Genomic DNA, 22,888 nt, shown 5'->3' with positions numbered 1-22,888 from the left:
TATGACTTTTTTCCCTTTGTTACTTATAACGAATGTCTTGATATTTTACATGAAAAGGTCTGCTCTTGTCAAAGATATTCCAGTAGTTTCCAGAATAAATAAGAAAAAGCTTGACAAAATATGACTTTCTGAAGTATGCTTGGGAACGAGGCCGATACCTTCGGAGGGAAGACATTCTTGAGCATAACGATGGGACGCTCAAGGCATCATATTTCCTTGTGGAGAATAATAGGGGCTGAATTTATGGTTGGAGACATAGCTATCTAACCATAACAAAGGTCGGTGTTACCAGCACCGACCCATGAACAGGCGTCTACACCGTTTTCAGTGATCTAGACACCCGCTTACCGCATTATGCGGGGAGAGGTGTCATGTAGTCAAGCAGGAGGCTTGAATGATGACACAGGTAGCACCCCCTATAAGTGTCACACCACGTGACAAAGACGAGACTCGTATTCTGGATCGTATTGCGTCTAACTATCGGAACGCGACCATTGCCTTCCTGTCCACCGATAACGTGAACGAGAACGGCATCCAGTTCCATCTCCAACCTGGAGATGGCGGCAGCCAACCACCTCGCATTACCACCACCGGCTTTGCCTTCGAAGATGACGGCGAGCGCGACCATTTAACTCCCCTGCAACGCCTGCGTTTGCACTTCTACTGTACCCTGTCGCGTTCGGAAGGAGGCCGCAGATGAGTAACTCTACCTATCTGGGCTATGAGGTGGACGTGGAAGACTATCAACCCGCGTCACGACCTGCTCCCATCACGCGGCCAGGCACCAGCACCCGTCGGTATCAGACCACCGATTCTCGGCCAGCGGCCCGACCGGCAGGGGCTACGCTGACCAGGCGAGCCACACGCGACCGGGCGACCGATTCCCACCTTTCACCGCGCCTCGCGTCACGATCGCAGCAGTCTGATGCTCAGAAGATCAAGCGGCAGCCGACGCGTCCTCACTATCCGCAGCCAGAGCCGGAGCAGCACCAACCCCGGATGAAGCTTCATCCGGCTGTTTGGGTTGGTGGCGGGATGTGCCTGTTGCTTCTGGCCTTTGTGGTCTTTGTCAACGCCTATGTGTGGTGGATGAATGCTGTCAGCGATCCTGGCTACTACACGCAGAGCGCACACCGAGATGTGGTGACCGTCCATACGCAGCAGTCGGGCCACACTGAGCAGGTACGAGCGTTCGTGGACGGACAAGGGCACCTGGACGCGCTCATGATTCCTGATGGAGATATGAGCAAAAGTCGCATCCTGCAAGGCCCGGCGCTCTCCGGGTTTACCCACCCCCAGGAGGCGATGCTTGAGGTAACCTCTCAGGGAGATGTAGTTGATATCGAGGCTGTGGGACCGTATGGGGCGAATGGCCTGGCCGTCAGCCGACCACAGACCTCCTGGAGCGTCAACGTGACCAGTGCTATCAAGAGCGGGAAGTAAGGGGAGGGGACAGTATGTGTAGTTGCCAAATTACAGCAGCACGTGTGATCGTGTGTGATGAATGCACGACTGCTATCCTTGCAAGCCTGCTTGGATTAGGCGTTGCAGAGGAGCCAGAGGCCCAGGTGCCAGCAGTGTTGACACCCCAGGAATATTGCGGGCTCGTAGCTGTGGTGAACGGCTATCTTGATACCTTGCTCCCTCAAGAGAAGGAGGTGCGGCAATGGTAGCACTCCGCAATATCAGTAGCCAGGGTCAGGCGCAGCAGCAGGATCAGCAGTCTAACCAGCGCCGCGCCGCTTGGCTGATTATGAGGATGGATGGTATGTATTGGCGCATGGCACGCCGCGAGCGTAAGCTCCGAAATATTGGCGAAGTGCTGTGCCAGGACCTTGCGATCCTGCCGATGCAATGCCAGGAGGCCATGAAGCACCTGCTTGCCTTGCGTCAGGCGGCCCAGGCCGCCTACTCCTTCTACAGTCAGCTCGACCCCCAGGCGATGAAGGTGATCGCGCCCTGGGGAACGCTGACGAAACTTGCCTACCTCGACGATCAGATTACAGAGTTGCTGTTGTTGCTCGATGCCCTGACGCCGATCTGCAGCGAGCCTAGCTACGCACGTGTGCAGCTCCAATTAATGGTCCGGCATCTGTATCCTCTGATGTTTGCGACGTTCGACGAGCTCGCTGGCCAGCTTTCCGCGTTGGTTGAGAAGGCCCAGGAGAGCCAGGCTGAAGCCGGAGAGGAGGGGCAGGCATGAGCCATATTCTAGGCTATGGGGTTGCGGACGACACAGCTACCCTTATGGCATTCATCGCCCGCGCATGCCAGGCGTACCAGGCACTAGAGGAGGCCGTACAACCTATCGATGCGGCAATCGAGGAGTTAGGCAAGGATTGGGAACCGCGCCCGGCCTCTTTCTGGCTTCCCATCCTCAAAGAGCATCTCTCTGCGATCCACCAGACGGAGACGGCCTGTCTGTCTCTTTTCTCGAAGGAGCAGAGCCTGAGGACGACCCCGATCCCCATCTTGTTTAGCGCCACCTCGATCGGCTATCTTAGTCGCCTCTACACCGTCGAGCACAAGTTGGAGGAGGCCGGTATCCTCCTCACTGCATTTATGCGTTCAAGGGGAAGCCGCTCTCAGGAGAAGCAGATACGTGAGCGGCAGCAGCTCCTCCAGGAGATCGATAAATTAAGTAAGGCTGTGCATGCGGCAGTCAACACCGCGCGTGCCGAGCTTGACCAGGCACCGGCAGCGCAAGCGCGACTGTTAGCACCAGTCCAGCAGCGTCAGGTCAACAATCGGAGACTTCGCTTACAGAAGGAGAGTGTTCCCAGCCAAGAGGAAAGAGAGCAAGGTGATGACTGCTAATTTCACTACCGGACAGCCTGAACCCCAGAATCGCCAGGCGAAGACGCAGTGTGCTGTGATCATCTGCCTCAAGCGGAAAGTGGTGTCGGTTGTTGACCGGCTGACATCAGTGTTGGAGCAGCAGGTTGAAGATGCAGCGCGTGTGACCGTACAGTCGTACGGCATCATGCAAAAACAGTTTGACGGCTACCTTGTGGTGACATGTCGCAGTGGTTTTCCAGCTGCTTTTCTTGCTCTGCTGCACAGTGACGATGGCGTCGAGGAGTTCGTTGTTTTTGATCTGATCGAACGCCAGCAGCAGAGGCCAGAGACCACCAGCGAAGAGGGAGGAGCACGATCATGACGCAGACCTTTACCTTGCTCTTTCCCCATGGTGAGATCGCAGTCCTTGAGGTATCAGGAGCACAGACCCAGGACGAGGCCCGCAGTATTGCGGCCTCTGTCCTGCTCCCGTGCAAGTATGAAGTTCAAGATGGTGATGTAAGTCACGGCCACGCATTCTGTTTTTATTCCTGGGCCAATGTCCAAGCACAGGAGCCGCAGCGAGGACAGTCACAGCGAGAGGAGGCCCACGTATGAGCCAGGCTCAACGAGAGCGAGAGGAAGTACACGCTATGAAATCTGAGGAGCAGGCCACGGAGTCGAGAGAGCAGAAGAAGGTGGAGGGCTGCGAGCAGATTGCCATCAAGGCAGCCCTGATGATTGAGGAAGAGTTGTTGGTGATCGAGCGTACTGTAGCCAACATTCGAGCCGCACTTGACCAGCTTATGTGCTAGGGAAAGGTGTTCGCCTCATGCGCATGATCTGTGTTCGGTGTGGCTGTCGCAGCGAGGAACTGTATGTCGTGCTGGTTCGCATTCCCGGCCCCAATTACTATCGTGCCGGATGTTGCGTCCGGTGCAAGGGTTTCTTTCTGAGCCCGAGTCAGATGCACGATACCAGCACTACCGCGCGCCAGTTGCCCAAAGAGGATGTAGGCAGATTGGTATAGATACATTCAAGGAAGGAGGATACCACGCGATGGATCAAGCCGAGAAGAGCCGCAACCAGAAGCAGGCCAACGCAACCAGCAATGCGCTGGCAGTAGGCACACAGGTTTCACCCGCAGAGGTACAATCGCCGGTCTTACAAGCTCTGCTCAAGGCGATCCAGGCAATACGGTCAGATCTGCGAGAACTGCGATCAGAGGTGCGAGAGATCCGAACGGAGGGTGAGTATCAGACGGGACGATCAGAGGAGCTCGTCCGGCTCGTGACGCTGTTAACGTCTCAGCGCTATGATGCCAACCCACCGGATGAAGAGGAGGAGAGCAGCACAGAGCGCATGCAGGATGTGGTGATGGGACAGAGCGCCTTGCTCCAGGATGAGCCCCCGATCTCATTCACAGACATGGAGGAGGAGATTGTCCCCGGAGCCATTCTCTTGAAGCCGGTTCACCCGCGCCGACATGCACAAGTCCGTGCAAACGTAGCGCGTGGCGAGGAGCGATATGCTGGCATATCGCAGAGAGAACGCCGTCCCGGTTGATGTACTCAGACGGTGAGCTCTGAGTCATGGTAGCCCAACATTCCTGGCCTGGTTGACATCATCTGTCAGCCAGGCTCTTCCAGGCGGTAAATGTACCGGACAAGTTCTAAACAAGTTTATTACTAGTATAGGAGAAGTTCGTACCAATTAGTGTGGTACAGGACTAGTATAGGAGAAGTTATGAACCAGGTGGAGACAAGTTCGTTCCCAACTACATTGCAGGGCAAGGAGATGGAAGCCACATCAATGAGCGAGGCAACAGCAAACGGAGAAAGAGACACCATGACGGACACAGATACAACGATCGATGTCACTGGCGCGACGGAAAAAGAGTATGTTGTGTTGGAACCCCAGACCTATGCCTATGGCCATGACTTTGGGAACTCAGAAATTGGCGGTGTCTTACGCAAAGGGGAGACCGTGGTCACGCGCTCAGTCCCCACGGCATTTACGAAGATCAATACAAAGATCATGCGCAACATGGGCGTGGATATGAGCGAGGCGCTGGTGGTCCAGATGAAAGGCGAGCAAGTGTCCTACGGGATTGGCTCGATCGCTCTGTCGCAGTCCACCGATCCCTGGAACGGGCGCGGTGATATTACCCGCTATGCCAGCACGTATAGTTTGCGCAGCCTGCTCGCAATGTCAGCGTCTATGATCCCTGACGCAGAATATCGGTTGATGGTTGTCACGGGACTGCCGGCGGAGACCTATCAGAAAAACCCCGGCCTGCGCAAAGAAATTAAGGCAGCCCTCAACGGCAAACACGTCTTTTCCATTGATGGCGGCCGCTCTTGGCGCACGTGCCAGGTAGAAGTTGGGGCCATTGTGATGGAAGGAGCCGGCGCGCTGATCGCCTACGGCTCGAAAGACCAGGGGGCCAGAGCCAGTGCCATCATTGATATTGGTGGCCGGACCACGGATCTCTATGTAGCTCGCGGCCAGGTGCCCGTGTCAGACTTTTGCCAGGGCAAGCCGGTCGGCGTGGAAACCGCCACGAAAATGGTCAGAGATGCTTTTGAAGATATCCATGGGGTAGAGTTGACGCCCCTGGAGGCGCGGGAGTTGATGCATGCTTATGCCGATGCCCAACGCGTACGCGCTGAAGCGGCGGCGGCGGCAGCAGGCACCCCAGTCAAAACGACGAAGCGCAAAAAAACGGAGCCGCGCACCTATCCAGAAATCACCGTCAGCGGCCAGCGCATACCCGATGCTGAGCTGGATAGGCTGGTGACCGAGGCCATTGACTTCACTGCCGGCGAAATCGTCTCATTCGTGTCTTCTGCCTGGCGGCAATCGGATGCGACAAACGCCATCGCGGCGCGTTTCAACCCGGTCCTGGGTATCGGTGGTGGCGTGTACTACTTCTATGATGCCCTTAAAAAGCGTATCCCGCATCTTTCGCAGCCGAACGAACCCGTATTTGCAAATGGCCGTGGGTATGCGTTGAGTGCGCAGGCTCTGCTGGATCGCAAAAAGCGCGCAGCCGCAAAGGTATAAGGTAGAAGGACGCTATGGGAAAGAACACCAAGAAATATAAATACTTGGAAATCGGTCTGGAGTGGGAGTCCTGGGTGCTGGCGCAGATCGAGCAGGATGCTGCCGATCACCAGATGAGCGACCAACTAGCAAAGTTGGCCGCTCTCCGGTTGACCGAGTACTACCGCCTTGTCCAGCGTGGCATCATTGTTTCCGGTCTCGCGATGAGTGCTGGTTCTGCTCCCGCCTATGCACCGCAGCGCATGGAGCAGCAGCCAGCGCCGGAGCCAGTCAGTGAGCGGGCACCACGTCCCTCCAGGGAGCGGCGGTCCCCGCGCGTCAAGGATGCCGAACCACCAGAAGAGCTGAGCGAGATTGAAATCATTGAAGAGTCTGAGAGCGCAGGCGACAATGCCGATCTTGCCATTGACTTCTTCCTCCAGGACGATGACGACGAGGGCGAGGACGAAGATGAATAAGCGGCGCAAGCCCTGGTCGGCCATGAGCCAGCAGGAGCGGGCTGACTGGCTTGCTGCCCAGCAAGCAGAACTCGAAGACTTTTGTAGCTATGCGCACCAGTATATTAAGGACCGTGAGAGGCGCGGCCGCCATACCAGGACAGACGATCGCTACCAGCAGTTTTTTGTCCTGGCCGCCGATCTCCTCCGTGGATTAGAAGAGATCCGCCAGGAGGCGGAGCAAAAGGAAGAGCAGACTACGCAGAGCAGCGACGCCAGGAGCTTCCAAGATGGATGTGGGAACTTGAATGAGGACCATCCATGTTCGTCTCAGTAGAGAGGTTGAGATGATACAGCAGGACCAGCAGGACCACCAACACGAGTTGCAGCAGAGCGAGGATGGCAGGTACACGTGTATCCGTTGCGCCTTGACCTGGAAGCAGCCGCCAGACAGTCCATGCCCAGGGGCCAAGGTCTACCAGTATCGATCCATCCCGTGGGAAACGTTAGCGACGGCTACCCAGCTCAAGGTGCGAAAGCTCAAAGCCGTTGAGCCGCCAGCAGGATGTTATTTCAGGCTTAAGGACAAACAGTATATCTATCTTTACGAGATCGCAGGTGCGCAACCACGCCGAACGCCAACGGAGGCGCAGCGCGAGGCCATTGCAAAGATGCAGGCCGCCTTAAAGCTGAAGTATACCTGTGAGCGGTGTGGTTGGTACGACTCCAGCCACGGGAAGCAACGCCGCTACCAGGGGATTGTCACGATGACGGAGGGGTGCGACGAGGCAGGGCAGCCACAGGAGCGGCAGTACTGCTATGAATGTCGGGACTACCTCATCTGGGCGCGTGACCGGCATGTGATTGAACACAACATGCACGTTACCCTTGCGCAAGATGACCTCCTGATTGTGGACACCGAGACGACCGGGCTACCCGATCATTCCGGCTTTCAGCTCGTGGAGATCGCCGCAGTAGACAAGAGCGGCACGGTGGTGTTTCATTCCCTGGCCAAGCCTGATATTCCCATGCCAGCCGAGGCCAGCCGGATCAATGGCCTGACGGATACCGATCTTAAAGATGCGCCCAGCTTTGTGGAGATCTGGCCCAGGCTTGTCGAGATCCTGGGAAGGTATGAGCAACTATGGACCTATCATGCCGAGTTTGATCGAGATGCCATCTTGGCCAGCGCCGAACGATTCAAGCTGGAGGTACCAAAGCAGATCACATCACCAACAAGCTGGAATTGTTTAATGCTTGAGTATTCCAGATATTATGGCGAGTACTCGGACTATTGGGAACGCGATAGATGGCAACCGCTCGACGTGGCCTGTCATGAGCTGGGCGTTCCCGCCCATGGATACCACCGGGCTATTGGTGATGCCCTGGCCGCGCTCGGTGTCATGCGAGCTCTTGCAGACCGAGGTGGAACCTATCCGGCACCAGAGGAGCGGCCCAGCAGGGGATATTACGGAGGCGACTAGCAACGTGACCGGGAGCTGGCCGTCACATACATGACCAGGCGCCGCAGGTGTGCTTGAAATCCTATGTCACAAGGCCAGCTCCAGATCTGGAGCGTGATACCCGGCTAGGAGCTACAGAGGGAAGGGGGTATGTAAAATGCATACCCCCACAGGAGAGATGAGAGCATGGGAGTATGTAAAATGCATACCCCCACGTGAGGGAGGTAGAAGCGATGCAACACGATACGCGAAACGGCAACCGGCAGCCACAGACAGTGTTAGAACCAATTATACAGGAAGATATTCCCTTCCATGACCACACTATTACCGCCGTGAGGCTAGAGGATGGGCGCATCGCTGTTGTGTTGCGCTGGGTATGTGAAATCCTGAACATGAATCCTCAGGCACAGACGCAGCGCATAGAGCGCACTACCGCGATAGCCAACGAGCTGGTGAGGGTGAAGGTACAGCCCCGACAGGCCGGCTCAAAAGGAGGTGGGCGTCAGACTATGCCCGCGCTGACGTTGCGCGGTTTTCCCGTTTGGATACTGGGTATCAACCCCCATGAAGTAGCAGATGGAGACGATCCGCAGCGGGCCGCCCATATCCGAGAGATGATCATTGCCTACCAGCTTGAAGCAGTAGATGTGCTCTACCAACATTTTGCGGCAAAGGATCGCCTTGCTTTACCTGCGCCCACCGTAGAAGCTCGCACGGTTATTGTGCCAGCAGCCGAGCCGATGAAACCCCAGCAGGAACCACCGCAAGGAGCGACCGATGAGGAACTGGCTAGTTACTACGAGGATTTAGCCGTATGGGCTTACTGGAAAGCAAAGCAGCATGCTCAGGCGTGGCGCAAGGGCCTCAGCGTCAGGTTAGAAGACCATGAGGCCCGGTTAGAGGCCCGTGAGGCTGTTGAGCAATTGATCCCCGAGATCCTTGACCGGCTCGGGCCAGAGGTGATCAGTATAGAGCAGCAGCGCCAGGTCCAGGTGTATGTCAAGAAGCTGCATGATGCCACCGGCAAGCCTTACGGGACCATTTATGACGAGTTGAAAACTGCCTTTGATTGTCCGCGCTATCAGGAGATCCGCGCCGACGAATGGGAGCAGGTCAAGCATTGGTTTCTGGTGCAGTTCCAGAGAGCCAAGGACAAGCGATAGTGGACGGAATGTGATCAGAAGCCGGCGTCACAAAGGTGGCCAGGCGCCGCAGGTGTGACCCCTGACCAAGGGTCACAATTGGATGAGAAAGCAGAGAGAAGGAGGCAGAGCAGGCAGAGATGAATGAAAAGGAACAGTTAGCATGGTGCCAGCGCAATCAGGCTATCGTGTGGTTCTCGAAGCAAGGCGTAAAGATCAAGGTGAGTGATTTTACTGGATCGACCAAAGGGGCAAGCTTGCAACAAGCCATCGCATCCATAGAGCTCTTTCGCCAGGAACGGAAGCAGGTCGGCGAAGCGTTGAAATCTCTTGACCAGATCCGAGGCCAGGAGTAGGCAGCCATGGGATGGGGCGATTAGAAGAAAAGGATACTACTGAAGGGGAAGCACTGCGAGGCTAGGGATCATTCTATGAGACAGCGCAGCCGGGTCACGTTTAGCAGCTCCAGCTGTGAGCGTGACTCCTGGCCAAGCGTTACACCCAGAGCAAAAACGTAACCGTGCTTTGTAACGAAATGGACATGAGGGAGAGAAGTCAATAAGCAAACAGGAGCAGCAACCAGCAGGGCGAGCTGACTATCAGCCCGGCGATCCAGGGAGGCAGGAGCCACCCGACTGTCTTTGTGGCGTTTGTCGAGGGAGAAGGTTCCTCTCGCATGGTTTACCCAGGAGATGTGATTGAGGCATGAAGTTAAAACTACGCATACCTCCGCATTTACTAGGCATATTGCCTGTAACGATGATGCTAAACAGATGCTATGGTATGCAACTTCCCTATCTGGCATGCTAGACGCATGCACAAGCGCGAGCAGTAATAGGGCTACATTGTTGACGTGAAGTTCAAAGAAGCGTATATTAAGAAGAAATTTTGGACAAGAAAAAGCGGCCCTACCATTGGCCCGGTTTAGCCGCCTATTCTTGAACGTATCGGGCATTTGTGTGTCCGATTAGAAAGTATTTAGTTGTTATGGACAGTATAACAGCATTCCCTATAGTGATGCAAGAGGGCACAGGACCCAAATGTGAATGTACCGATAATTTTCTTATAGGCAAGAGAGAGAGAGATGAGTCTGCCGCCGAGGTGTGCCAGGACTCTCAGATCAACAAGTACAAGTGGCCGGAGTTCGCGGGATTTGCGGGTGAGCGCTACCTGGAGAGCATTCTACAAAGCATCATGCCGTTTGCTCTCTTTCGGACGTGGCACAATCTAACGATCCGCGAGGCCCCCGGCCAGGGTGCCTATGCAGGCGTGGCCCGGATCGCCACTGTCTCAAGCCGCTGTGAGCGCAAAATCTACCAGGATCTGGCGGATCTCTCCGAGCGTGGCCTACTGGAGATGTCCAAAGCCTGGCGCACCATTGTGACCGCAGACGGTATACCGCGCATGCAGCTCGTCACGCTCAAGAACTTTGAGCGGTTGTATGATCTTGCTCATGAGTTCCACCTGTGGAGCCAGGACCCCTTCTATATCGCGCCACAGCGGGAGAACGCCGAGTTCATCATTCAGGATGCCGCCCTCTTTCAAAAGCTCCTGCGCTTTGAGTGTTACCGTAAAATTTTATTGCTCAAGAAGCCAGGACCCAAGACGCAACCCCGGCAGCGCTGGTACAACAAAACAATTGATGAGCTTTTAGCCACCGCTCATAGCATCCTTCATGGTAATGCAGAAGATGCAGAAAATAGCAAAAGTGCTGATGAAGAAGCAATTTTGCAGAAACAATTGTCAGAACAATTACAAAAACATTCAGTATACCGAAGTACTTCTACAGAAAACTTTGATGGAGATAGGTTTCCGAAGACTTCGACATCTAAAAAAGGAACGGTTTATCCGCCAAAGACTATACGAAATGCAACCGAACAACCATCCAACGCTGACACAACCGAAACACAACATCTTACCCCAACCGAATCGAAATCGAAACAAAACAAAACCAGACAAGAACGCGGCGCGGCGGCGGCAAAAGATGCAGAAGATTATTTAGGTTATAATGAGTACGAATTGAAGCACGATGTAAAGAAGCGCGGCGCGGCGGCTATCGGTGTCACCGCCGAGCAATACCGAAAGCTGCAGGGCGGCCAGGATCAGCGTGAGCTGGAGGAGCAGCGCGAGCGTGAGCGAGCCGCCCAGGCTCAGGCCAACCGCCAGGAGCGTGAGCGACCCGCTCAGGTTGAACGCACGATTGAGGAATATGCCCGCCAGTATGATGATCCAGAGCTCATCCAGAGCGATATGACGCGCGGTTTGAAGCTCTACTTTACCGCCGAAGAAGTGTTGGAACACTTTAGTCCGACCATGTTCTGGCACGTGTTTGATCAGGCGAAGGCAGCCGCTGCCAAATACGCAAAAGCGCATACCAATCGCCAGGGGAGAGTCAATCGCGTCCCGTATTTGTTCACCTGCATGGAAAATGCGTTTCAATTCTCGTTGGAGGAGCTGGTGTATCTGCGCACAGAAGACCCCTTGTACACTGACTATTCTGTATGGGATGTGATTGACACGTTGGAGGCAACGTATCAACATCAGCGCCAGCACCGACAGACGCGGCTTGATTATCGTGGCTGGTTGCTCGATATCTTGGATCGGCTGGAAAAGCGTGCTCAACCACGTACCCGCAACAATCCGACCAAACGCGAGTATGAGGGAGGAGCGCTGTGACCCCGAAGTGGATCACGCTGTTTGGCCAGGCGCCGGTTGTGTGACTCTCGAATGGGTGTCACACACGCAGCTGCAGCGCGCCCATGTGACCCCGGATCGCCCGTCACAACCTGGCGGCGGGGGTCCTCCTAGCTGGTCTTTGGGATGTGACTTTTTCTCATTCTCTCGCCCTCGCCTTCTCTACTGCCTGAGGCGATCAGGGGTGCAGAGACTTAATGTTGTGAGAGTATAATTATTTTATACCTCATAACTATCACGATTATAAAGAACCGAGGCGCCCGGCGTCAGGCCGAACTGGAATCTTTTTGTGCAAAATAGGGGCGTTTCTGTGATGCAATGAATGCATCGCAAAAAAAAGATGTTTCGAGCTTGAATGGAGAGGGAATCTAGAGAGAATATCTCCTCTCATTTCTTGGATATGGGGGATCTGCTCCCGGTAAGTGTTTGCGTGGGCAGGTGGTTAGCCCATGCCTCTTCAGGCTGTAGTGCTATAGAATGAATACTGCCGAATCACGTGGCGAGATTCCCCCCACGGCAGTGAGTTGCTCCTGCATGGGACCAGGGTGCTGTTCCAGTCATAGCCCGCCGTCTATCGTCACATCTCGTCTAGCTGCCAGATGGTAAGCGAAAGGAGCGGTTCAGATGTCTCATTTTGATGGGGCTGGCTTTAACAGAGAGGTGCTCCTGTAATAGCCCTGCTTTATCCTCGATGTATTTCATGCTAAAAGGCGACTCATTCTGATCTACAAGAGAAGTTTGAATTCGCATATTCAAGCTTCTCTCTATTCTGGAATCTTTTGATGCATTTTTATGTGGTTGTACCCCCTCTCCCTTGCGGCAATGATGAGCTCAAAATGGCCCCGTTGACGTAGTGATCCCTGGTGAGAAGTAAAGGGAGCGATGTGAAATTCCCACGTTGCCGCTTTCGTTGCCACTAGCTTTGATGGGCGCCTGATGGTATAGGACAAGTGCACAGAAATTATGTGGCCAAGGTCCCCCACGGCAGTGAGTTGCTCCTGCATGGGACCAGGGTGCTGTTTTGTCAGTGCCCGGAGCGCATGGGCTTGCTCCAGCAGTGAGTTGCTCCTGCAAATAGCCCACAATCTATCGTCGTCTAGTCTAGCCCGCCAGAGGCGAGCGAAAGGAGGTGAAACCACCACAGAAGAATGCCTATTGGCTTCTTCTCCTTTCGCTTGCCTCTGGCGGGCTTTGTTGAGAGGAGAAACCCATGGCTTTTTCTGAGAAAACCACCTACGCATTTCGCATCCAGACCCAAAAAAATCAGATTCAATCGCTCAAGGAGCGTATTGAAGCTGATGAGTCCTTTGTTCTGGATATCAAGCGTCCGGCATCCCTGTTTGCATCCCTGATCAGTTCGTCGCTCAGAGCAACGAACATTCATCAGGTGTCTCAAGCACGGTCGCGGATTGCGACCCTGCAGATGCAGCTCGCACAGGCCGAGGCTGAGCTTCAGGAGCTGACGCGCCTGCAGGCGAAATTCCCTGAGCACGACCGTTTGGTCGAGCAGGCCAATTCTGTCGGGTTCCAATCCTGGAAGATTTCAATCCAGGAGCAAGAACTAGATGCCTACGACCGCTCGGTTCTGGTCAAACAGCGCTTAGAAGATAAGCGTATGTTGGAAGAGGAAGAGTCCCTCCTGGAGGAGTTGGCCGAGATCGAGTGCAGGCAAAAGGAGCTTGAGGAAAAGAAAGCCAAGCTCGCCAGTCGCATGAAGTAGGAACACAGGGGTATAGATATATCTATACCTCTTCCTTGCGTTGCATCTTTTGTTATCATACCTCATCATATATCTGCTTTAACGCCGCTCGGATATCTACCCAGATCCGACGCGGTTTTTTTTGTGCACTCATGAGGAGACGATATGGCCCTGCCTCTTATTCGTGGACCGCCTTGCACAGTACTCTTTGGTCGTTTTCCCTATTGTTGTGTATTCATGTCCTGAGAGGAGAAAAACCTTCTATGGCTCTTCCCATCCCCATTTCTTCTCCTGGCGGGCCCTTGCCGGACCGAGGGTTGACGAAGGCAGGAGAAGAGATTGCCATCTATTATTGGTATGATCTAGAGCCGCTCTCTTCGCGCTCTGGAACCAACATTCGTGCCTATTGTCCCAAGCACCACAGCGATCATCAGCGATCGCTGTCAATTAACGCCAGCAATGGCTGGGGGCAATGCTTTGGGTGCAAGCAGCGTGTGTTGATACGCGATTGGAATCCGCGCCTGGCGTCTGCGTTGGTGCGACATGCGCACGAAGTATTGAAGCTGCCCGCTCTTGATTGCTCGGCGCGGACCCTTCGTGCGCTTCCTCCGACGTCTCCTGATCTCTCGAAGCCGAAGAGACCGGCGCCGGCGCCGAAAGCTCCAGGGTTGGCCACGGTCCAACCCTGGCAGGAAGAGGAGCGACGGCTCCTCCACACCCTTCAGGCAGAGGGGGCTCTACGATTAGAGCGCCCCGAGGCTTGGAATGCCCAGGCGTATCTGGCGGCCCGCCATATTCCTCTGGAGATTGCGCTCACGGCTGGTGTTGGTTACCTGGAGCCGGGCGCGAGTGAGCGCTACCAGCAGAAATTGCTGCGTCGCTGGGAGGATCGCCTGGTGTTCCCGCTGCAGGCAGCGCCCTCCGCAGCTGCAGGTGGTTTGGTTCTGGATGGATATGCGGGGCGACTGCTCTCGTCCTGGCAATATTATCCAGACGAGGTAGCCCACAAAAAGTATCTGGAGCAGCAGGACAAGAAACGTTGGATCAAGACCAATCCAGCGTGGTGGTTCTGGGACCCAATAGACCTTCCGCAGCGCGAGCCAGTGGTTGTGGTGGAGGGTCCATTGGATCGTTTGGCTGTCTTGGCCTCCGGCGGCTTCCAACCTGGTGAAATCCTTGCCCTGGTGGGTACGGCTTTGCAGTCCAGGTGGCTGGCAGGCAAGATACGAGCGCTGCTGCTCGCTCTTGACGCTGACCAAGCTGGGCACGAGGCAAGTGACCGTATCGCTCGCGATCTTGCCTTTGATCATTTGTTGGTCGAATCCTGCGTGCTGCCGGCTGATGGTGCAGGGGGCAAGGATTGGAGTGAGCGCTGGAGACGGCGCGGGGACGTGGGCATGCAAGCGCTCTATGTGAGTCATGCGTTGCTTGCAGAACGGCTCTAGTGGCTTATGTTCACTTGTTCACTCACGATGGATATCGTGACTTATTGTTTCATGACAAAAAAAAGAACCTCGTCCACTTTTTGCCATCGGAACGAGGTCCAGAAAGGTTGAACCTTCATCATGACGAAGAGTATAACACACGCCAATTTGCAAATCAAACATGCAGGACTTGCCGTTGAATGTGGCGCGCTGGAGATCCTACTTTCTACTGTGATGCTACAGTCGGTTTTGCTCATGCCCATCTCCCGGACTGTCTACACCGGAAAAAATGTGGTGCGGCAATGGGGGGTGCATGTGACGGCGAAGAGTAGTGCCACAAGCCCCGTCTACTATGCCACATTCCGGGCTGCTGAAGTTGTGCAAACGCCGGCGGGGCGCACATTGACAGCTCCCTATCCTTATCCCCAGACGCGGGGAAATGATCTTCTCCAGCAGGCAGAGATGCTTCAGGCATCTCTGGTCTCTTGTGTGACGTGCTTGCTGACGCAAACCCCCCGCGTCAGCACTGTGTATGCACCTGCACGATATCGCTTGCCTGACGAATGGGTCTGGTCGGCAGATTGCCAGGAGGCACGTTTGCAGTGTCGGCCAGGAGGTGTCTGGACGCTGACCGCTCAGGAGGAAAGCCATGACTGAGCAGCAATGGTAGTTAATCCGTGTTGTTCGCGGTGACGACTAGACGCCAACCGCGTCACCCTTGATCCTTCTCATTTTTCTTATCCATTTTAACGGCCAGGTTCTGGACGTGGACCCCCGATATAGGGGCACGTTCGGCCTGGCTGTTTTTTGTATGCATAGATCCTGAATAGGAGATATTACAAGATGAGTCTTACCTTAGCATCGTTGAAAGAAGCCCTGGCCCAACCGTTTCCCATAGAGTCCATCCGGTTTTTGCCCAAGGTCGTTTTTGAGTCAAATGGCAAAACATTTTGTACCGCTTTCCCCTACGCGAATAAGCGCATCTATGAAGATCGCTTAAATGCGATTGCCTTTGGTGAGTGGAGTACTCCCTTCGTTGCTCCACTGACGGCGGGAAATCGCCTGATTGTTCCGGTCACGGTGGTGATTTGTGGCGTTGCGCACACCGATTACGGTGAGGCGTTCTTTACGGCCCCTGGCAAAGGAGGCCCGCGCGAAGATGAAAACACGGCAACTGAAGCATACAGCCAGGCGTTTCGCCGTGCGTGTTCCCAATTTGGGCTGGGTCGGTACCTTTACGACCTGCCGAAGGTGAATTTACCATTTAACGGGAAGATCAAACAGATCGCTCTATCTGAAGATGAGCGCCTCGCCTGGGTTGAAAAGCTCTATAAGGCTCAGCATCTGCACGTGTCTGTGGCAGGAGCGATGCCGGCACAATCCTCTAATCAAGCCTCGGTACTGACGCAGACCCCGGCCCCGGCCATGACCCCATCAACTGGGGGTGTACCACCCTCCGCACAGCAGCCTGTAAGCTACCCCAATGACCTCTTTTTGGACTGGGTGGCCTCGCAGGTGGGCCGCGACCCCGTGCGCATTCAGGATATTTGCGCCAATTACCGGGTCCGCTCCCTAGCCGCGCTGTCAGAAGGGCAGCGTGCGAATTTAACGCAGCGCCTGCAGGGGCAGGCTAACAAGGCGTCCGCTATTGGTGCTGCCGCCTCGCGCCTTTCCTCTTCTCAATCTACATCCAAAGCTACAGCGACGAGATAGCTTCTCGTAGAAAGGACCCATCATGCTTGCCCCACGTACTTTTTCGTCCCCAATGACATCGATGTTGGCTGGCACCCTTCCCGTGCGCCCCATTAATCCCACCGGATTTGTGGGCACGATTGAACAGGACGGTCAGGTGGTCAATGTAGCCGCGATAGCCTTTGATGAGAGCCAGATCGCGCTCATGAGCCTGATTGGACGTGATACCAGCGTCAGCGCAGTGTTGGCGCAGATCTGGAAGAAGAAAGAGGCTGTCTTCCGCCATGCCGAAACGGTGGCCTGGCCGGACGCGTCGCAGGTGTTCAAGCGGGGTGACTACAACTATAAGCAGTTTGCTACACAGCTGCCCCACCTCAAGTTGACGCATGCGATTGCTATCCCTCTTACATCCCACATTGGTGAGGGGATTTTGCAGGCGCCACATATGGGCAAACACCCCCACCTGGAAGAGGTGCGCATCCCTGAGTCGGGCGCGCGCTATGTGCTGGGCAATCTCCAGGAGGAGACCCCGCACGCTTTGAGCTTCCTGGGCCACCTTCGTGCCTTGCGAGTGGTCTTGCTCTATCGGGACGATGCGCATCCGGAACGGCTTCAGATGTGGGCCAGTGCCTTATGGCATCGTGGGCTGCAACGCTCATTGCTTGCGCCCTTGCCCGCGCTGGGGGTCCACATGTGGAAGATCCAGCCCGATGTCTATCAATGGAATGCCCTGGTCGCCCAGGGTGTCCAGGAAGGCTGGCTCCCCTGGGAGTAGGTCATGTGATGCCCTGTGTAGGACAGGCCCCGTTGGTTCTCTACAACCAACGGGGCCTTTTTTGTGGCGCGTAACGTGCCAAGGAGATACCTCTATGGCTCATGGAACCCTTGAGAACCTGTCACATTCCTCGTTTGTACGAACCCCACCAGGGATTGGTGTACGCATTTATCAAAATCTGTTGTCATTTCCTGCTTCCTATGCTTCCGATGAGAATGAGGTGGCTGGTTCTTCCTTTATCAGCGTTCTCGATCCGTCGGCGGGGGAGGGGGATCTCCTGCTCCCCTTGCTCGATCTTTCTGCTGCGATGCCGGTGCGCCTGGTCTGTACTGGTATTGAGATCAGTGCCGAGCGTGCCGTGACAGCTCGCACCCGCCTGGCGAATCTGATGCCGAGCATCATTCCCAGCGCTTATGAAGGGGTGAAGGTGCCCCAGGGCGGGGTCAGCCTGGCGGTGCTCAACCCCCCGTACTTTTTTGTCAATGGTCAGCGGGCCGAATATAAATTCGTGACCCGCACGACCCCCGCGTTGGCGGAGGGCGGCATTCTGGGCGCCATCCTTCCAGCACGCTCGGCCTGGAACCGTACCATGGCTCAGTACTGGGCTCGCTGGTACGACGATATCCGCGTATGGAAAATGCCCTCAGAGGCGGAAGGCGAAACCGAGTCGCCATTTGAGAAATATACCCAGATCGTAGTGGTGGGCCGCAAACGGGCGACGCCCCGCGATCTCGATGAGGCCCTGGTCAAGGCACTTCTGGCCTATCGCTGGCGCAAGGACCCCAAACACCCGGAGGAAGAAGGGTGGGCGGGTGCGGAAGCACCACCCACTCTTCCTTCGACCCCTATAGATGATCCCTATGTGGTTCCTCCTGTTTCCGTGTTCCCCTATTTCGATGTCCAGAATGCGGATGAAGCCCTGATTCTGGAGACGCTGTTGGGAACGGAGGAGCAGCCGGGAGCAGGTGCGGATCTCTCTGCTGAATGGGCGCAGGCCACTACCTGGCAGGAGGAGGCGGCCCTGGACCGTCCCGCGATGCCCTATACGGGTGTCGCGCATGTGGCGGCGGAGATCATGACTGGCATGTTGGGAGGCGAGGTGATCGAACTGGACGGAAGCCCCTACCTGCTCACGGCATTTGTTGGCTCCGAATGGTCAAAGATGACCCTGGATGCCGATACCAAAGAGAACCTACGCTCTAAAGGCGTGGTGAGTGCCTCAGCCAAGCAGTTGCAGGACTATCCTGTGCTGGGCGTTCTCAATCTCAGACGAGGGCGGACCCTCTATTATGAAGGGACGGCCGTCTTTGATTTCCTCGCGCCGCATATTGTGACGCTGTCGCAGTATGCCCAGCAAAAGCGCCCGCCTCTCTATCAACTGGACCCAGAGGATTGGGAACTGGAGGTGCTTGCCCAGTTCGGCATCGATAAGCAGTTGCCCAAGGCCGAGTTTCCTGGCCTGGCTCCGGCCCAGATGCACCGGGTGCTGGCGATGGCTCGCTCGCTAGATGAGCGGGGGCTGATTGCGATTCAAGGCGAGCCGGGGACCGGCAAAACACGCATGGCTATTGCGACCGCAGCCCGGCAAGCCTATGCGTGGAAACGGCGCCGTGATACCCCTGGGCACAAACAGCCAGCATGGATGCGCAACCTGCGGCGTACCTGGCTCAAAAATCCGCGCACGTTGGCCATGCTCCATCTGGAGCCGGTGTATGGGGAACGGCTGCCTAATCCTGAACAGGGTGTGGCTCAGATCCGCGAGGATGCTTCTACGGGCCAGATTGTGGCTTATCGTCACACATCTACGGGCGTGATAGTGCTCCCGGAACAGGCAGGCCCCAGAGCTCTGCCGGTGTTGGTGACGACCCCGAAGAAAGTCACCAAGGAGTATGAGAAGGAGATCCGCGCTGCCTGGCCACAAGCGGAGACGGTGATGGTGCAGCGCTATACAGACATTCCACGCTGGCTGGAGCGCTGTGCAGACAGTCAGGCCCCGGCGGTGATTGCGATTTGCTCGCATTCGCAGTCACAACCGCGTGGTTCGGGCCGTAACTGGCAACCAGCCGTATTGCCCAGGCAGCGCGTCATCCGCACGCGCCAATTGAAGCCAGAGAAGGATCTGCTTCCCGATCTGGAGCCGATGCGTGAAGTTGACCCCACCAGCGGAGAAGAGCGGCTTGTCGGCTATCGCATGCGCGCGACGGGCGAAATATTAATGGATGAGCGCATCCATCGGTTTTTCCTCTGCCCGGAGTGCCTGCAGCCCGTAAAAGGTGTGCCGGATGGGCAGCAGCAAGAAAAAAGCGACCTGGGAGGAGAGCAGGGTCCAGCACTCTTGCAACCGGAGGAAGAGGAAGATGAAAGCTTACGGGAGACGGTGACGAGTATTACCTGGTTTGAGAACCGGCCACGGTGGTGCAAATGTGCGCATACGACGCGCAATAAGGAGCGCGCACAACGGCATCAGAAGCCACTCAAGTCGGCATTGTGGACTGAGGCCCGCACCGCGTTGACCCAGCAAAAGTATCCCCTTCTACCTTATCGAGATTGGGATTTTGTGATAGAGAACAATGTTTTGCCGGATTTGCGCACGCGTGCCGAGGTACTCAGGGGCGATCGCATCAAACTGTTTGAGAAGTGTGCACGCGAGGGGAGAGACGTGCCCCCAGATCCAGTCATCGAGGCGAAACCGCTCGCTACAAGTCGGTTGACGCTTTCCTCGGAAGGGATGGCGTCCATTGCGTTGCCGAGCGTGCCGGTGGCAGGGAAAGGGGCGGAGATGGATGCAGCTGATCCACCGAGCATGCGCTATTATGAGCGCATAGCGCCCCCACCAGATAGCTTTGGCGTCTATGAATATCTGATCCGCTTCTTCGAGGGCACTGTGGCCCTCACCATTGTGGATGAGAGTCACAATGGGCGCGCGCAGAACTCGGACATCGCTCGTGCCCTCCATCGCGCCATGCGGGTGGCCCAGACGCATATGCTTACCAGTGGGACTCATTATGGTGGGGACATCATCAGTTTTTACTTCTACTGGTTTCGCTTCTATCCCCACTTCTGGAAACGCCTGGGTCTGAGCTGGAAGCAGGCGTCGGAGGCTCTGCGCCGCTATGGGGTGATCCAGCTTTGGACCAAGGAGTACGAGTCAGAGGCCCGGCGTGGGAGCGGCAAATCGAATGTGCAAGTCTCGACCGTGCCCGCGCCCGGCCTTTCGGCCAAACTCATCCCCAACCTGTTAGAGTGCCTGTGTTTCCTGACGGTGCTGGACGTAGGCGCGTTCATGCCGCCCAAAATCGAAATCCCTGAGATCGTCTCCATGCGCGACCCGCTGGTCGAAGAGAAAACGAAAGAAGCCCAGGAGATCTTGGTCGAGCCCAAAGCGAGGTTGGTGCGCTTGCAGGAGGAGAAGTCCCAGTTGTTCAACGCTGTGCGTGATGGTCAGGCTGACCCATCTGTACTGCAAGACTGGAGTAGGCAAGAGGAGCAGGCCCGCCGAGATCTGGAATTGGCGCGTGCGGAAAGCCATCAGATCCAGGAATGGGTGCAGGGTCACGATCTGTTGGGGTCCTACTTGCATATTGTGCAAGACCTGGCAAAAAAGGCGCGTAAAGGCAATGCTGCCGCCCGCATGGCTCAGGGGACGATTCCTCGCTGGTTTGCGGTGCTGCCGTGCGAGAAACCGTACGAACTCTGGACCACAGAGCGCACGGTATGGGGCGATGAAAAGAAAAAGTTCCTGGTCATCAAGACGCCGCAACTGGCCTGGAACTATGTGTATCCCCTGGAGCGTCGCTTAGTTGAGTTGGTCCAGCAGGAACTGAGCGAGAAGCGCCGCCTGATGCTCTATATTGACCAGAATCAGGAGCGCTCGACGGCGCGCCGGCTGGAATGGGTGTTGCAACAGGCTGGCATTGCCAGTTGGACGCTGCCCAACACGGTCAAGCCGGAGGATCGGCAGCAGAAAATCATTGACGCGATGAGTAGTCGGAATGATGGCAGCAGCGCGGTCAAGGTTGCCATCGTGCCCTACTCACGAGTCAATGAGGGCATCAACCTGCAGAGCGTGGTGGACTCGATCATCTGGTACGAGATGGCCTTGAATCTCTTCATGCTCGAACAGGCATCCCGGCGCGCCTGGCGGCTGGGTAAGCGCGAAGAGGTGCGCATCTACTATCTGGCCTACGCGGGGACTGCAGGCCATCAGAAGATGCGCAAGCTGGGCGGTCAGAGTGGTGCAGCTGCCGCCTTCGCTGGGGAACCAGCACGAGGAGCACTCATCGAAGAGGCCGGGGCGGATCGCACTACCCTGGCCCGGTTCTCCGAAACAGTAGAAACTGAGCTCCTTGCCGACGATGAGGCCGAATCCGGGGAAGCCCTCTTAACCTTGCTCAAAGGAGAGGATGCAGATGAGTTGGCCCAGGCGTTTGCACGGCGGGCCAAAGAGGAGCGTGAGACGCTCCAAAGAGGTCGCACCTGGATCGGAGCAGTGGATATGCTGCCAGATCGGTTGCCAGCCTTCTTTACCGGTAAGCGTCCGAGTGTGTGGAAACATGCTCCGGCCTGTACAGTTGTGCATGTCGTCGACGGGTCACTGGCTACGCAGCCAGTGATGGGGAACGCTGTTACCCCACTTCTCCCAGAAGCAGTAGATGAGCCGCAGGAGCGGAACGACAATGCTGGGACCAACGACGCGGGCCAGGTGGCGACGAACGATACGCCCACACATGGCAAACTGATTCCATTTCCTGCCTCGGTTGCTCCCGCGCCGTCGATGCCACCAGGCAGGCCAAGCCCCCCAACATCCAGCACACCCGCGGTCTCTTCAAAAGAAGAGCAGCCGGAGAAGCTGCCAAAAGTGGTGAAGCGATCTAAAAAGCAAGGAATACCTGGTGCACCGCAGCCAACAGCGTCACGACGCGAGGAGCAACGGCCACAGGTTGCTCCTCAGCCAGTCACACGTCAACGACGATCGGGACAAAACGCAGCTATGCCAGGTACCAAGGCGCAACTGATCTTCGGGAATGACGAGCACATTCGACTCGCTCGTCAACGACGGCGCAAGGGGAGTGCGACGAAAACACGGGTTGAGGTTGAGGTGCGTGATATTCCAGCCGTGGAACCAGGGCGCCCGGTTTCCCCAGTGACGGCCGCACCAGCTGGCAAGCCACGCGTGACACGAGCATCCAAACGTACCCAGGCGCCAGTAGCGCCTGCCATGACGCTGTGGGACTTTGCTGCCAAGCAATCGGTCGCAGATGCTCAAACACCCGCAAAAGCAGAGCCGAAAGGAGCAAGCGGAGGCGCGGCCCAGTCACCACAGGATCTCTGGTCATTTGTGGCAGCAGAGGAGACGGTGGCCGCCTTGTCAGTGCAGCCCTCCTATCCGCAGTATGCACAAGCAACTGGGTCCTGCAGGTCTGTTGAGGTCGTGTATTATGCGATCTGGCAAAAGCAGGGCTCGTGGGCCATTCGCTACTTCGTGGATGATCATACTCCGGTTGAGAACCGCTATAGTGGATTTCAAAGCGAAGCCGACGCTACTCAGTTGCTTGACCATGCAGCAGATAAAGCCAGCGAACGAGTCAAGATCACGTTTAAGGAATTTGGACAGATGCTTCTTGCGCGAGCGGAAGATGAAGAAAGCGAGGTGTAAATGACCGTCTCTTGCACTGGGTGGTTTGCCCGTGGGCCACCGTGTACTTTGGCATTCCAACA

At 56.0% G+C, this 22,888-nt stretch carries 23 protein-coding genes; all 23 read left to right on the top strand.

All coding sequences use genetic code 11. The features are described from left to right. Positions 1-394 precede the first annotated feature (394 nt). The 23 genes from JMI88_RS30555 (at position 395) to JMI88_RS30445 (ending at position 22,826) form a co-directional block, all read left to right on the top strand. The gene (locus JMI88_RS30555; RefSeq protein ID WP_201365848.1) at positions 395-700 is read left to right on the top strand and encodes a hypothetical protein; all 306 of its coding nucleotides are present in this window, start codon (positions 395-397) and stop codon (positions 698-700) included. Further along, positions 697-1,443, top strand: coding sequence for a hypothetical protein (locus tag JMI88_RS30550; protein ID WP_201365847.1), 747 nt, complete (start codon positions 697-699; stop codon positions 1,441-1,443). Before JMI88_RS30555 ends, JMI88_RS30550 begins: the two co-directional genes overlap by 4 nt. A 14-nt stretch (positions 1,444-1,457) precedes the next feature. After that, positions 1,458-1,673 carry a hypothetical protein gene (locus JMI88_RS30545; RefSeq protein WP_201365846.1) on the top strand — a complete coding sequence of 72 codons (216 nt, stop codon included), beginning with the start codon at positions 1,458-1,460 and terminating at the stop codon, positions 1,671-1,673. Continuing rightward, complete coding sequence (locus JMI88_RS30540) at positions 1,667-2,203, top strand: hypothetical protein (RefSeq protein WP_201365845.1); 537 nt, start codon at positions 1,667-1,669, stop codon at positions 2,201-2,203. Before JMI88_RS30545 ends, JMI88_RS30540 begins: the two co-directional genes overlap by 7 nt. Then, positions 2,200-2,817 (top strand): hypothetical protein, encoded by a 618-nt coding sequence (locus JMI88_RS30535; RefSeq protein WP_201365844.1) that lies wholly within the window; start codon positions 2,200-2,202, stop codon positions 2,815-2,817. Before JMI88_RS30540 ends, JMI88_RS30535 begins: the two co-directional genes overlap by 4 nt. Next, the gene (locus tag JMI88_RS30530) at positions 2,807-3,160 is read left to right on the top strand and encodes a hypothetical protein (protein WP_201365843.1); all 354 of its coding nucleotides are present in this window, start codon (positions 2,807-2,809) and stop codon (positions 3,158-3,160) included. Before JMI88_RS30535 ends, JMI88_RS30530 begins: the two co-directional genes overlap by 11 nt. Next, positions 3,157-3,396 carry a hypothetical protein gene (locus tag JMI88_RS30525; RefSeq protein ID WP_201365842.1) on the top strand — a complete coding sequence of 80 codons (240 nt, stop codon included), beginning with the start codon at positions 3,157-3,159 and terminating at the stop codon, positions 3,394-3,396. Before JMI88_RS30530 ends, JMI88_RS30525 begins: the two co-directional genes overlap by 4 nt. Continuing rightward, positions 3,393-3,593, top strand: coding sequence for a hypothetical protein (locus JMI88_RS30520; RefSeq protein WP_201365841.1), 201 nt, complete (start codon positions 3,393-3,395; stop codon positions 3,591-3,593). The genes JMI88_RS30525 and JMI88_RS30520 overlap by 4 nt, the downstream gene beginning before the upstream one ends. A 17-nt stretch (positions 3,594-3,610) precedes the next feature. Next, positions 3,611-3,808, top strand: coding sequence for a hypothetical protein (locus tag JMI88_RS30515; RefSeq protein WP_201365840.1), 198 nt, complete (start codon positions 3,611-3,613; stop codon positions 3,806-3,808). A gap of 29 nt (positions 3,809-3,837) precedes the next feature. Continuing rightward, on the top strand, positions 3,838-4,344 hold the full coding sequence (locus JMI88_RS30510) for a hypothetical protein (protein ID WP_201365839.1): 507 nt from the start codon (positions 3,838-3,840) through the stop codon (positions 4,342-4,344). Between the two features lie 180 nt (positions 4,345-4,524). Beyond that, positions 4,525-5,844 carry a ParM/StbA family protein gene (locus JMI88_RS30505; RefSeq protein WP_201365838.1) on the top strand — a complete coding sequence of 440 codons (1,320 nt, stop codon included), beginning with the start codon at positions 4,525-4,527 and terminating at the stop codon, positions 5,842-5,844. Positions 5,845-5,858: 14 nt separating this feature from the next. Then, the gene (locus JMI88_RS30500; protein WP_201365837.1) at positions 5,859-6,302 is read left to right on the top strand and encodes a hypothetical protein; all 444 of its coding nucleotides are present in this window, start codon (positions 5,859-5,861) and stop codon (positions 6,300-6,302) included. Further along, on the top strand, positions 6,295-6,618 hold the full coding sequence (locus tag JMI88_RS30495) for a hypothetical protein (protein WP_201365836.1): 324 nt from the start codon (positions 6,295-6,297) through the stop codon (positions 6,616-6,618). The genes JMI88_RS30500 and JMI88_RS30495 overlap by 8 nt, the downstream gene beginning before the upstream one ends. Positions 6,619-6,628: 10 nt before the next feature. After that, entirely contained in the window at positions 6,629-7,765 is a 1,137-nt protein-coding gene (locus tag JMI88_RS30490) for a 3'-5' exonuclease (protein ID WP_201365835.1), read from the top strand. A gap of 212 nt (positions 7,766-7,977) precedes the next feature. Beyond that, entirely contained in the window at positions 7,978-8,907 is a 930-nt protein-coding gene (locus tag JMI88_RS30485; protein WP_201365834.1) for a phage antirepressor N-terminal domain-containing protein, read from the top strand. 119 nt (positions 8,908-9,026) lie between these two features. Then, positions 9,027-9,242 carry a hypothetical protein gene (locus JMI88_RS30480; RefSeq protein ID WP_201365833.1) on the top strand — a complete coding sequence of 72 codons (216 nt, stop codon included), beginning with the start codon at positions 9,027-9,029 and terminating at the stop codon, positions 9,240-9,242. Between the two features lie 631 nt (positions 9,243-9,873). Then, complete coding sequence (locus JMI88_RS30475; protein WP_201365832.1) at positions 9,874-11,562, top strand: hypothetical protein; 1,689 nt, start codon at positions 9,874-9,876, stop codon at positions 11,560-11,562. A gap of 1,228 nt (positions 11,563-12,790) precedes the next feature. After that, a complete protein-coding gene (locus JMI88_RS30470; protein ID WP_201365831.1) occupies positions 12,791-13,300 on the top strand; it encodes a hypothetical protein in 510 nt (169 codons plus the stop codon). 242 nt (positions 13,301-13,542) lie between these two features. Next, complete coding sequence (locus JMI88_RS30465) at positions 13,543-14,724, top strand: toprim domain-containing protein (protein WP_201365830.1); 1,182 nt, start codon at positions 13,543-13,545, stop codon at positions 14,722-14,724. Between the two features lie 120 nt (positions 14,725-14,844). Next, positions 14,845-15,360 (top strand): hypothetical protein, encoded by a 516-nt coding sequence (locus JMI88_RS30460; protein WP_201365829.1) that lies wholly within the window; start codon positions 14,845-14,847, stop codon positions 15,358-15,360. A 186-nt stretch (positions 15,361-15,546) separates the two neighbouring features. Continuing rightward, positions 15,547-16,416 carry a Rad52/Rad22 family DNA repair protein gene (locus JMI88_RS30455; protein WP_201365828.1) on the top strand — a complete coding sequence of 290 codons (870 nt, stop codon included), beginning with the start codon at positions 15,547-15,549 and terminating at the stop codon, positions 16,414-16,416. Positions 16,417-16,438: 22 nt separating this feature from the next. Continuing rightward, positions 16,439-17,170: a hypothetical protein gene (locus JMI88_RS30450; RefSeq protein ID WP_201365827.1), complete on the top strand. Its 732-nt coding sequence runs from the start codon at positions 16,439-16,441 to the stop codon at positions 17,168-17,170. A 94-nt stretch (positions 17,171-17,264) separates the two neighbouring features. Next, positions 17,265-22,826, top strand: a complete 5,562-nt coding sequence (locus JMI88_RS30445) for a DUF6094 domain-containing protein (protein WP_201365826.1) — start codon at positions 17,265-17,267, stop codon at positions 22,824-22,826. Positions 22,827-22,888 lie beyond the last annotated feature (62 nt).

It is taken from the genome of Dictyobacter formicarum (genome assembly GCF_016587435.1).
The sequence above is the reverse complement of the archived record's forward strand: the minus strand, read 5'-3'. Positions and strand labels throughout refer to the sequence as shown.